Origin of the sequence: Marinobacter sp. NFXS11, assembly GCF_040148675.1 — a bacterium.
Taxonomy (GTDB): Bacteria; Pseudomonadota; Gammaproteobacteria; order Pseudomonadales; family Oleiphilaceae; genus Marinobacter.
Genome location: NZ_JAGDDV010000003.1, coordinates 102,798 through 114,589 on the forward strand (window position 1 = coordinate 102,798; position 11,792 = coordinate 114,589).

7 protein-coding genes are annotated in these 11,792 nt (G+C 55.2%); 3 read left to right on the forward strand and 4 right to left on the reverse strand.

Annotated elements, in window-relative coordinates:
- Nucleotides 1-276 precede the first annotated feature (276 nt).
- Complete coding sequence (locus J3362_RS16185) at nucleotides 277-3,135, forward strand: MECDP-synthase (RefSeq protein ID WP_349521111.1); 2,859 nt, start codon at nucleotides 277-279, stop codon at nucleotides 3,133-3,135.
- Nucleotides 3,136-3,484: 349 nt separating this feature from the next.
- Here the strand turns inward: J3362_RS16185 and J3362_RS16190 are convergent, their stop codons facing one another.
- Both J3362_RS16190 and J3362_RS16195 read right to left on the reverse strand, forming a co-directional pair.
- Nucleotides 3,485-6,157: a penicillin acylase family protein gene (locus J3362_RS16190; protein ID WP_349521113.1), complete on the reverse strand. Its 2,673-nt coding sequence runs from the start codon at nucleotides 6,155-6,157 to the stop codon at nucleotides 3,485-3,487.
- Nucleotides 6,158-6,274: 117 nt separating this feature from the next.
- Complete coding sequence (locus J3362_RS16195; RefSeq protein ID WP_349521115.1) at nucleotides 6,275-7,396, reverse strand: CaiB/BaiF CoA transferase family protein; 1,122 nt, start codon at nucleotides 7,394-7,396, stop codon at nucleotides 6,275-6,277.
- Nucleotides 7,397-7,591: 195 nt separating this feature from the next.
- Here J3362_RS16195 and J3362_RS16200 point away from each other — a divergent pair, with 195 nt between their 5' ends.
- Nucleotides 7,592-8,611: an AraC family transcriptional regulator gene (locus tag J3362_RS16200; RefSeq protein ID WP_349521116.1), complete on the forward strand. Its 1,020-nt coding sequence runs from the start codon at nucleotides 7,592-7,594 to the stop codon at nucleotides 8,609-8,611.
- A gap of 1 nt (nucleotide 8,612) precedes the next feature.
- On the opposite strand, the gene J3362_RS16205 is transcribed toward J3362_RS16200, so the two are convergent.
- Together J3362_RS16205 and J3362_RS16210 are read right to left on the reverse strand one after the other, a co-directional pair.
- Nucleotides 8,613-9,467 (reverse strand): hypothetical protein, encoded by an 855-nt coding sequence (locus tag J3362_RS16205; protein ID WP_349521118.1) that lies wholly within the window; start codon nucleotides 9,465-9,467, stop codon nucleotides 8,613-8,615.
- Nucleotides 9,468-9,472: 5 nt separating this feature from the next.
- Entirely contained in the window at nucleotides 9,473-10,948 is a 1,476-nt protein-coding gene (locus tag J3362_RS16210; RefSeq protein ID WP_349521120.1) for a DNA recombination protein RmuC, read from the reverse strand.
- A gap of 286 nt (nucleotides 10,949-11,234) precedes the next feature.
- Between J3362_RS16210 and J3362_RS16215 the strand changes: the two genes are divergently transcribed.
- On the forward strand, nucleotides 11,235-11,624 hold the full coding sequence (locus J3362_RS16215; RefSeq protein ID WP_349521121.1) for a hypothetical protein: 390 nt from the start codon (nucleotides 11,235-11,237) through the stop codon (nucleotides 11,622-11,624).
- Nucleotides 11,625-11,792 lie beyond the last annotated feature (168 nt).

Consider the following 11,792-nt stretch of genomic DNA (forward strand, 5'->3'; position numbering starts at 1 on the left):
CGGACCTCGACAAACCGTTATCCGGCAACTATTTTTCTCAAAGGCCGAACTCCAACTGTGCGGGGAGGATTCAATCCCGAAGAATCACACTTTTGGCTGATCAACACTTGCCATACTGTCGCTATAGTCAGAGATACAGAAATTGGCTTACAGCGCTGGCTACAATTTCAGACAACAGTTTAAGCAGAACAGGCCACTGACAACGGGCTTACCGGATCAGACCGGCCCCGTCAGCTGCCGAACATAACGACACAACAACAGGAAAAGGTTCCACCCATGTTCAAGAAAACTCTAATAAGTCTTGCCGTGGCGTCTTCCGTTGGACTTACAGGCTGCTTTGATAGCGGCGAGACGGGGGCGAATGCTAATCCGGACTACCAGATTACTGATACGACGATTGATACATCAATCGTGCGCCCCATCTACGATCCCAACCCGATTGCCGCAGAGCCGAAGTTCCCGATCAATGCGGACCTGATTCTGTTGCTGGGTGCCACCCAGAGCGCCAACTATGACTTTACAGGGCTCTCTGGCGGCACTTCTCCTGCCGACGATGCGGTTAACGATCTTTCCGGCTTCTCTACCTCCGGCGCATTCACACTGAAGTTTGACGGGTCCCTGAACCCTGTATCCGTTCAGGCCGGCGCCACGGTATTCCTGCTGCCAGTCAATGTGGCAGACGCCGTAGAGGGCGTTCCTGAGGCCCTGCCGAATACCAATCCATCCGGCATTATCCAAGCAAACCCGTTTGATCTTGCTGCAATCCCCAACTTCCGCGCCGATGTGGTGAGCGTTGACGGCGGCAGCGATAACGCAATTCGAATCGTACCGCTTGAGCCACTCGCCGAGGGCCAGAAGTATCTGGTGATTGCAACCAATAACATCGTTGGCGCTGACGGCCAGCCCATTGAAAGATCTGTGCAGGACGTAAACCTGGCGGACGGGGTTTTGGGCAACCCGGCCCTCGCCAACGTAAAGTCAATTCTCCAGGCCTCAGATGCTTTGGCGAACGGTTTCCTGGCACAGGCTATTCCGCAGGACACGCCCGAATCCGCGCTTGCGTACACCTTCACCACCAATTCTGATACCGACGTGTTGCGTGCAATGATGGCGCCGGCTGCATTCGGAAGCGCGCTGGGCCAGAAAATTGGCTTTACAGCTCAGTTGAAAGCGGTCAGAGACAATTATCCGACGCTGAATTTCTCTCAGTTGACCACCAAGCTCGGTGAAATTGCACAGCTTGCTGCGGACCTGCAAGCGGGCGACATAGATCCTAGCGACCTGGATGCCCAAGAGCTGGCAGCAATAACCGCTCTAGCTACTGTCGGCCCTCTTACAGAGCCGAGTGATCTGCAAGCAGCAATCGGCGCAGAAATTGGTGACACGCTTCATCTGCCGGTTCCGCGCCCATCCTTCTTTGGCCCAGCAGAGTCAGCGACCCTCCTAACTACCATCGACAACCTAGATCCGAGCAACAGCATTGCCCAGGCGGCACAGCAGGTGCAGGTTTCTGAGGGCGCAATTGCTCTGCCGTACTTCCAGTCACTCCCGGGTGAAACCGGAGCTGGCATAGTGACTGGTAGTTGGAGCGGAAGCACAAGCCTGGAAGAGGATCTGAATGAGAACCTGGCACCTGGCCAGACCATTTTCTCATTCCTTCGCGACATTGACGGCACGCTGAACGTGAACGGGTATTTCCCATTCCCAGAGCAGAACGCAACCACGACTGTCCCTGTGGTGGTGTTCAGCCCGGTTCTCGATGGAAGCCCAGCTCAGCCGGCGGCGTGCATGGGAACCAATGGAGCCGGAAAACCCGAAGGGGTAACCATTTTCCAACATGGCATCACGGTAGATCGCAGTGTTTCCATGCTACCCGCTATCCTTCTGGCACAAAGTGCATGTCAGACTGTCGTGGCGATCGACCAGCCACTTCATGGCCTCGCAGGTGCTTCAACGGGCACTGTAGCAGGACTATCTGCTCTTGATGCGGACGCACTTACCACAGATGTAGAAGCTGCTATCAATCTGCTTGATCCCAATAACCCAAACCAAGCAGCAGTTATTGCCCAGCTCAACGCACTGATTTCGGCTGACTACATTGGTGAGCGTCATTTCGGATACACCGCTAATGCCTCCCTACAGCCAGTTCAGGCGCCGTTGGCCGATATCTCATCAGGTAGTCTGTTTATCAACCCGCTCAATATGATGAACAGTCGCGACAACCTGCGTCAGGGCGTTGTCGATCTGCTTAACGTTGCGGCATCAATTCAAACCTTTGACATCAATAAGGACTTCGCACCGGGCGACCTGGCTGATGTACCGGTGAACTTTATTGGCCACTCTCTTGGAGGCATCTCCGGAACTGTCTTTGCCTCTCTGGCAAACGACGCGACCTTGAACGGCACTCTCAACGGCACGTATGCGCAAGCCGGAGTTCCTCTTTCAAACTTCACATTCCCGACGCTTAACTCGGTCGTTCTGCACAACACCAGCGGCCAAGTTACTCGCCTGATCGAGAACTCTCCGGCCTTCTCCGGCCAAGTTCTTGGTGGGCTGGCTAATGCCGGTGTCACTCAGGGAACCTCTGATTTCGAGAGCTTCTTCTACGTCTTTCAGTCAATCTCAGATGCCGGCGATCCGGTGAACTTTGCGAAAGGCCTTGGTGCTTCTACCGAAAACATTTTGGTCACAGAAGTTGTTGGCGACACCACGGTTCCCAACGAAGCCAACGTCAATCCGCTCAGCCCGGCGTTCTCTGCACCGCTGACAGGCACTGAGCCTCTGATGGCGCTACTTGATCTGGGCGCTGGCGGCAGCAACCTCGCTGATGGTAATGACCTGAACCTGCTGCAAGCGGGTGACACCTCAGGATCACCCACCCCAGTGGCTGTGTTCTTCGATGGCAGCAACCCTTGCACAACTGCCAATCACGGAACCTTTGTTGCGCCAATCGTTCCCAACGAAGCGTGCGGAGGTGTAGCAAACACCAGCGCCGCCTTCAGCGTGATGGTGACCCAGACCGCCCGGGCCTTAAGCGGTCTGTCGGTGCCGGCAACTCCGAGCAACATTGATGCTCTGGGAACCAGTCCAACTCTGGCGAACGCGCTTGACCAGGATGAGCAAGCTGCTCCTTAAGGACTAGCTTCTGCCTACCAAGCCCCGGCATCGCCGGGGCTTTTTTTTGGCGAGCCCGACCTGGGTCAGAGACGAACAATTAACATATCGAAGAGCCTCCAAACCCCAGGACTCTTGCAGCAATGCAGCCGCACACATTATTGGGACAACCATAAATTATGAAGATGTTTGACGGCGCTCAGATAGCCAAAGGGACAGGCGTGTAGCGAGGAAAGGTGGCTAAAAAGCAGGGACTTTCCCGCTTTACAAGTGGCTAGATGGCGTTTTTATTTGAGCTCAACGGCATAACCAATAGCAACAAAAAACGCCGCACTCGTTAGAGCGCGGCGTTTTCATACTGGTTTGAGTATTAATCTGAAGAAATAACAGTCTCGCCCTGCGGCAACAGGTTTGCCTGAATATCTTCCTCAGTAAAGAACAACTGGCGGTACTCCTTATTGGAATACTGCTCGCTCTGATCACTAAAGAATGGCGACATGGCATCGGTAGACTGCGAATAACTCACGAGGCCATAAGCCTCCGGCCCATTGTCCGTAAATTCCAGCCCGAAGTGCCAGCTAGTACCCCTGGCCATGAGCCAACCGTCGATGCCATCAGAGCCGTCTGATAGCCCAGCAGTGTTATCGATAGTTGACGGTGCAATCCTCGGAAAACGGGTATCTTCAAGGAACGGGTCCGTTACAACACCGATCGCATTGAACGCCCCATCGATACTGCCATCACCACCGTGCCAGGGGATTGCTGGCTGATTGTTGTAGAAGGTTGGCGTCCCACCAGAACCAGGAACAACACCGCCTGAAGCACGGTAATACTGCAGGGTTCCGAGCGCATCGGTCGGCAAAATGCTTTGAGACTGCAACGCGGCCACACCATCGGCAAGCGCCAGGAGCATCGTGTCGCTCGCTGTACCTGCATTCTCGTCGGATGGATTCGCAGGCGTGCCAACGGGATCTGCTGGACTGAACGGAGTGGTGAGGTCAGACTCAAGGTCTTCAATATAGTTGGCCATGAACACCCTGAAGATATGGGCGCCCACGCTATCCCGATTGTAGAGGGCATCCCAGTTGCTCAGGGATTGACACCAGGACGATAGATCAATGCCGTTCACTTCGGTGCTACCAATGGCGGTACAGCGCTGCTGAAGCTCCGGCAGGAACTGTTCGGCGTACCAGGCACGATTGTTCCAGATCACACCGATCAGTTCTTTCGCAGTAAACAGCCCATCGTCGCCAGCCGGCAGCGGCGCACCCGGGACGCCAGGATCCATCAGATTCTGAAGCATCTTGATTCCAAGACGGGTTCGGGCATTAATGGGCGCCTTTTCATCACCGAAAAGCGGCGAGAAACCGGTCAGAAACTGATCCGGATTCGTGGACCAGTAACTGCTGTTGGAGTTTTGCACCCAATCCGATCTCACAAGTTTTGGCTTCTGATCATAAGTCGTCAGCGGACCACATGCGGTCTCGACCCAGTCTTCTTGGGACAGTCTGCCATCAAGCAGGGTTACGCCCTGGTCAAAGAGGCCGGCATAGGCTGCGCTGCCTGCCCTTCTGAAGTTCACAAGCGCGATGGCTTTCTCGGAGAGGTTCGGTACCGAACTGCTGTCGATGTAGAACGCGTTACCTTGGTCATCCGCGTAGGTGGTGTTGGTCCAAAGGGTTGAGCCGCAGTTCTGGAAGACACCCTGGAACTCTTCAAGGTTGCTGGCTCTACTCATGCCCAACCAGGTGTCCAGAAGCCCCCCAGTATTGGCATTGGCATCACGATAGGTGTGAGCCACCATCGAGGAAGTGTTCAGCGCACCATTGTCGCCCCAGGCCGGCAGCTGACTACTCACAGCGTTCGCGGCGATCATCGGGCCATACTCGGAGAAATAGAAGGTTCTTTCCAGTACAACTGTCTGGGGCCCCAAATCGACCTCGATTTGATAGGTCTCGGTTGTAATCGGCTTCTCAACTCCATCTTTGACGTAGGTGAGATTATCTCCATCCTTGAGCACCAGCTCATACCAGGTAAATCGGCGACTGGTGGTCACCGTGTGGGACCAGGCCAGGTTTTCGTTGAAATTAATCAGAGGAATCGCCGTTCCAAGCAGCCCAGCACCGTGGACGTTAAGGTAGCCTGGCACGGTCATCTGAACCTCATAGAGACGCCGATGCCCTGTGTACGGGAAGTGCGGGTTTGCCAAGAGTGCACCACGGCCCTGCTGAGTCAACTCGCTACCAATACCCCAGGCGTTACTGGCGAGACCCATATCCGCGAAATTGGTCTGTGATTTCGCGCCAGCCTCTGCAGTTGCCACAACGCTTTTGAGAAGCTGATTGACCTCGTCAGCATTGGTTACCGAACTCACCGGTGTCGGTGCCGGAGTCTCTCCAGGAGGAACTGCGAGGAAAACCGCCCCTGTGGCGAACAGCGCACCGCTAGCGTACTGACCAACAATGCGATAGTGAGCCAGCAGATCAACCGGCGTTATCGGTTTAACCCAATCCTGATCCGCACATTCTACAGGGAACTGAGAGGCATCAGTTTCATTGACGTAGCGGTTATAACCCTCTGTAAAGCCTTCAATTAGCGCTCGACTCTCAGGGCTCAGATTAGGAAACTCGGCTTCAGCGCCAGAATAAATCTTTTGGGCTTTGTAGCTGAAGTCATTAACGACATTGATACCAACGCCAAATCCCCCATCGGGTCCCGGCCCAAAATACTTCGCCCGTTCGCTCCGAGCCTTCACAACCGCCTCGGCCAGCATACAAACATTGTCCTGCGCTTGCGCATAGCCATGCCCGAAAGCCGCAGATTTCAGGTCGTCAGCGACGATGTGAGGAACACCGCCCGTAGTTCGACGAATGGTCGCCTCTAGCTGACCATCAGACGGAAAAAGATTGGGATCCACCTCAGCCTGTGAGGGGCCGGAAGAGTCGTTGTCGCTATCAAAACAGCCCGCCAGCAACGTACTGCCAAGCAGGGCGACGGTGAGACTGAGGGCATGTCTGCCACTCGGGGTTTTCCTGAGGTTCATAGTGTTTTCCTTGTAATTGTTCACTACGGTTTCACCGTTTCCGGTGACATTTATAAAACTAGCAGAGCCCTCCTTTTCAGCCAGACAAAACTGAACACTTATTCACGTTATTTTCTTCTAAAGAAACTGATCGTTATCAGCTCCGAGCATTTTCCCGATCCGGGACGTTTCCGATGGCGTTTTCTCGAACTTGATCGGGAATCCGATCTGCGGTTGTTGAGTGCCATCCCCCCTATCAACACCAATCACCATGTCCCTGGCCTTCAGCTGTGGGTGCTCGGCGGCCTCCGAAATGGTCAGAACCGGCTCCACACAGGCATCCTCGTCGGCAAAAATCTCCTGCCACTCCGCCAAGGGTTTCTCAGCAATCTTTTCTTTCAGAACCGCTTTCAGGTGTTGCTGATGCTCAGGATTCTGGCTCATGGCGAGGCTGGTTACCTCAGAGATCCCCAGGGTGTGGAACAGACGGGAGGCGAACTGGGGCTCGAGACTGCCAACCGAAAGCCAGCGACCGTCGCGGGTCTGGTAGTAGTCGTAAAAGGAGCCACCGTTCAGCAGCGCGCGTTCCGGCTTCTGCTCCTGGCCACCGGCGAGGCAGGCCGCCCCGGCCATGGCGTTCAGCGCGAACGCGGCATCGGTCATGCTGATATCAACAAACTGCCCTTCTCCGGTTTCCTGCCGGTGAATTACCGCAGCCAGGATGCCCATCACGGCATGGTGAGAACCACCAGCTACATCCGCAATCTGTATACCCATGGGTGGCGGGCCGCTGTCGGCTCGGCCGCAGTGGCTGCTGACGCCCGCAAGAGAGAGATAATTGATGTCATGGCCCGCGCGGTCCTTGTAGGGGCCGGTCTGGCCATAACCGGTAATGGAGCAATAGATGAGACGAGGGTTTACCGCCTTGAGGGCCTCGTAGCCAATGCCCAGCCGGTCCATGACTCCCGGGCGAAACTGCTCGACAACAATGTCGTGATCTTTGACCAGCTCCAGGACTTTCTCCCGACTCCCCTGCTCTTTGAGGTTGAGACCGAGCGACTTCTTGCCTCGATTCAGAAAACCATGAGCCGTGCTAACCCCCGCATCATGGGGGGGCATCACGCGGGTCAGATCCACCCGGTCCGGTGCTTCCACACGCAATACATCTGCCCCCATGTCTGCCAGCAGCATGGTGGCGTAGGGGCCGGGCAACAAGGTACTGAAATCCAGGACTTTCAGCGAAGTCAGAGGACCCGCCATGATGATCTCCTTTTTATTGTCAGAGTTGTCCGAACATCGTTCGTTTCCTTCATGCTGCCCGGTTTTGCCAGTTTGGCCAACTGCCGGTTCCGTCATTCCAATTGGCCGTTTCTACCAGATCCGCCATTCGGCTTCGGTTGCATTGTTCTGCGGGGGTTTTATGATGGGTTTCGTTTTTATGGAATGGCGAGCGTGATGTCCAATCTGACGGTTTCAAAGCACTTTGTTCAGGCAGCCCTTGAGGGTGCCGAGAGACTTGGTTTTGATACCCGCGAAATGCTCAGGGAAGCAGAAATCTCTCCCGATCTTCTGCGTATTGAAATGGCCCGGGTAAGCAGTGACCAATTCAGCCATCTTATGCAGGTACTGTGGAATCGGATGGGCGACGAGTTCATGGGGCTGGGGCCAAGACGTGCCCGGACCGGTACCTTTGCAACCATGTGCGCGCTGGTGATCGATTGCCCCAACCTGGAATCGGTGTATCGGCAGGCTTTCCAGTTTTCCCGGCTGTTTGAGCCCATGGTGTCGATGGAACTTGAGATCGGCGAGGACAAAGCTCAGTTGGTTGCGCGAATGGAAGGCGACATTAACGATCCCAGCTTTTTTCTGCGCGAAAGCATCCTGGTAATCTGGCACCGGCTGGGAAGTTGGCTGATCGGGCAGCCTGTCGAGCTGGAGAAAGCCGAATTCGATTACCCGCGACCGGCCCACGGCGACGAGTATCGACACATATTCCACTGCCCATTGGCGTTCGAGTCCGACAAAATCGCCCTCACCTTCGACAAGCGCTTCCTGTCGGCGCCAGTGATACGGGACAAGCCGGAGATGCGGCAATTCCTGAAGACCTCCCCGGCAGACCTGCTATCCCGGCCAGATGAAAGCAATACCTTCACGGGACGCATCCGCGCGCTGATCGGGCGAGATTTCTCAAAGCCGTTACCGGATTTCGAATGGATTGCCGCAGAACTGCACACCAGCCCGCAAACGCTGCGTCGCCGGCTGAAGCAGGAAAATACCTCGTTTCAGGAAATCAAGGATCTGCTACGACGGGATATGGCGATTTACTACCTGAGCCGGCAGGACCTACCCATCAACGACATCGCGGCCAAGGTTGGCTTCACCGAGCCCTCAACCTTCCACAGGGCTTTCAAGAAGTGGACGGGGGTAACGCCCGGCGCATACCGGGAGGGCGAACGAGGCAACCTCCCCGACTGAATCAGGATCCGGACGGTAACTGAAGTGTCCGGATCAACTGCCCCAACGTCTCAGCAATCTCCTGAACCCGCTCACGGTTCGCGGCCAGTTGAAGCAGGCGGGAACCGTCCCTCGGATCGTAAACCCAGCAGGTCGAAACAGCCGCTTCACAACGCCATTCAACCTGGGGATTAATGCCAAACACCGACATCGGCTCGGTGCTCCTCAGTATACGGCCATCTTCGGCCCGCCTGATTTCCTGCACCTGAATCTCATCTCCCTGGGTTCCCAGGCGATACTCCACATCTGCTGGTCGGTCCAGGCGCACCACTGCCTGATCCCGGCGCCAGCCTGCGAGATCAAGAAGGCTGTTGATATGGAGGGTCAAGGCTTCACGATCTGAATCCGCCAGATAGAGCTTGCGCAGGGACTCAACCCTGCCCTCACCCGCCGGTTCAATAACCGCAACCGGTTCACTTTCGCCAGCAGCCTGTGGTGCAATGGCGTTCTGCCGCCTGGTCTTCTCGATAGAGGTGATCAGCTGAAGAGACTCCTGATAGTGGGCACCCTCCGCACCCGCCCGGCTTACGTAGGTCTCAAGGGCCGACTGGGCCTCGTTCAAATGAGAGGACTGGAGCATCACCCGGCCCCGATAAAAATAGTAGTCTTCCGGCTTTTCCCCCTCCAGTTGCTGCAACCGGTTGAGGTATTCCGCAGCCTCCCCCCAGTTCTCCGCAACAACGGCCTCTTCCGTAGCAAGCATCAGCCTGCGGGTTTCATGTTCGGGCGCCAGCGCCCGCGCCGGCCCCGCCAGGAGCACGGAAGCCAAAGCGGCCCCCAGAACAAAACAGCGACCTGTTCCAAATAATACTGCCATGGCATCTACTCCTGCTCGTTATCTGCACCAATCGCCTGCTCCTCAGAATCAGGCCGGTCGTCGTCCTGGGAATGAGGGAATTCGTCGGAATCGTCCACTTCCGCCTGATCCATGATTCCCTTGGGCAATTCTTTCTTGACCCGAACACCCAGCTCAACAAAGCGATTGGCCTGCGAGATCAGGTTACCCCGCCCGCGGGTCAGGGTGTTCATGGCCGAGTCGTAGGTTCCCTGGGCGGTATGCAACTGGGTGCCTAGGCGTTCCATCGCTTCCACGAACACCCTGAGTTTGTCATAAACCGCGCCTGCCCGCTCGGCGATTCGTCGGGCATTCTGGCTCTGGCGTTCATAACGCCAGATATTTTCGATTGTTCTCAATGTTGCCAACAAGGTTGTTGGAGTTACCACAATAATCTTTCGCTCAAAGGCTTCTGCGAAAAGGTTCTCGTCCTGTTGAAACGCCGCCACAAAGGCAGGCTCGATTGGCATAAACAAAAGCACGAAATCCGGCGAATGAAGGCCATGCAGTTGGCTGTAGTCCTTTTCACTCAACGTACGGATGTGATTTCGAACGGCCTCAACATGCTGCTTCAAAGACTCTTCCCTGACCACGGAATCTTCGTCTTCCGTGACCCACTGCTGGTAAGCCACCAACGACACCTTGGAATCAATGATCAGGTTACGGTTGTCTGGCAGATGCACGATGACATCCGGCCGATAAAGCTGATGATCACTGTCCCGATAACTGCCCTGGGTGTCGTATTCAACGCCCTTACGGAGGCCGGACTTTTCCAGTACACGCTCAAGAATCAGCTCACCCCAGTTGCCCTGGATTTTCTTGTCGCCTTTCAGTGCCCTGGTCAGATTGGCGGCTTCTTCGGTAATCTGTCGGTTCAGGTCCTGTAGTGATTTGATCTCACTGCGCAGGGCCTGACGGTCCCGGGTTTCGGTGGTGTACACATCCTCAACCCGTTTGCGGAAATCCTGTAGCTGGTCCCTGAACGGGTTGAGAAGAGTGTCGAGACTGGTGCGGGTCTGCTGGCTGAAGCGCTCGCTCTTCTGCTCGAAAATCTTGTTGGCAAGATTCTCGAACTCCTGCTTCAGAGTGTCGCGGTTGCGCTCAAGCAGTTCCAGTTTTTCATTGGCGGAACGGCGCTCTTTATCAATGGTCACTTCCTGCTCCCGGAGCGACATACGGGCTTCACCCAGCGCTTCGGAAAGCTCATCCGCCTTTGCCCTTAAGGTCTGACGTTCACTCTCCACCTGAGCAAAGCGCTCTTTCCGACTCTCTAGCTCCGACTCAAGCCCGGCCAGTCGGTTCTCGAGGCTTGCGGCATGCTGCCTCCAATGTTCGACGTCCTGCTCAAGTCGACCATTCCTGCCCCGAAGCCCTTTCAGAATGACCAAAAGAATCAAAACAACCATCAGCGCCGCCATCAGATCAGGACGGGACAACATCTGTTCCATGATGGCTTCAGGCACCTGGCAATACTCCTGTTAAAACTCTTTTCAGATGAATGATCGGTACGATTCTTCTTGAATACAGTCTAACCCACGCAGGGAACCTTTTGCCCGGCGCACCGTCAATCTGCCTGATGCTGCCGGTAAGGACCACGACTGTTTGGCAATAATTTGAAGCCCGGGCATCTACCTCTGGACGCCCAACGTAATATCGTCTAAAAGGGTAAAATGTTCACCCGCAGAGTGGTTATTACCCTTTGGTAACCGTATGACGGGCAAGAACGGGATAAGAAATGGATAACAGATCATGCTGAAAGAATTGTGGCGAAAGCTGGGGGCGGAGTTTCTCCACGATGACGGCTCCAGTCAGGACAGCCAATCCGGATTGTTCGGCACAGGCGCGTCCAGCAACAAGGAAGCATTCAGAATCCTGCCGCACATTACCCACACTGGCGAGTTTCACCTCGAGCGCCTCACCAGCCTGCTCAAAACCCGGTACGGAAAGAGTTTCGGTATGCCTTCCAGCAGCGCCGAAAGCGACGAGAACATCCGGGAGCTGATCAGTTTTGCCACCCGAATTCAGGATCAGGATGTGCAGCGCGAACTGCTGCTTTTCTACCTCAATTGCTCCCCCGTAATTCAGGAATACCTGCGTGCTGAAACCGTGCTGGGTGAGGGACATCTCCTGTCACGGTAAACACTACTGCCCCTTAACCATCTGTAAATCAACCACACAGGTTGGATGTTGTATACTTCCGTTCCGTTTGTATCCGGTTTCACATGCACAGACCGTCCTCACCGTTCCTACTCGGGTGTGACAGGCTGCCAGCTCAGGGGTTATTCATGGGTTTGAAATGTTTTCGGG

Bases quoted from the DNA above. Each gene is read 5' to 3' on its own strand.
- J3362_RS16190 (WP_349521113.1), bottom strand. From the start codon at position 6,157: ATGAACCTCAGGAAAACCCCGAGTGGCAGACATGCCCTCAGTCTCACC.
- J3362_RS16205 (WP_349521118.1), bottom strand. From the start codon at position 9,467: ATGGCAGTATTATTTGGAACAGGTCGCTGTTTTGTTCTGGGGGCCGCT.
- J3362_RS16195 (WP_349521115.1), bottom strand. From the start codon at position 7,396: ATGGCGGGTCCTCTGACTTCGCTGAAAGTCCTGGATTTCAGTACCTTG.
- J3362_RS16185 (WP_349521111.1), top strand. From the start codon at position 277: ATGTTCAAGAAAACTCTAATAAGTCTTGCCGTGGCGTCTTCCGTTGGA.
- J3362_RS16200 (WP_349521116.1), top strand. From the start codon at position 7,592: ATGTCCAATCTGACGGTTTCAAAGCACTTTGTTCAGGCAGCCCTTGAG.
- J3362_RS16215 (WP_349521121.1), top strand. From the start codon at position 11,235: ATGCTGAAAGAATTGTGGCGAAAGCTGGGGGCGGAGTTTCTCCACGAT.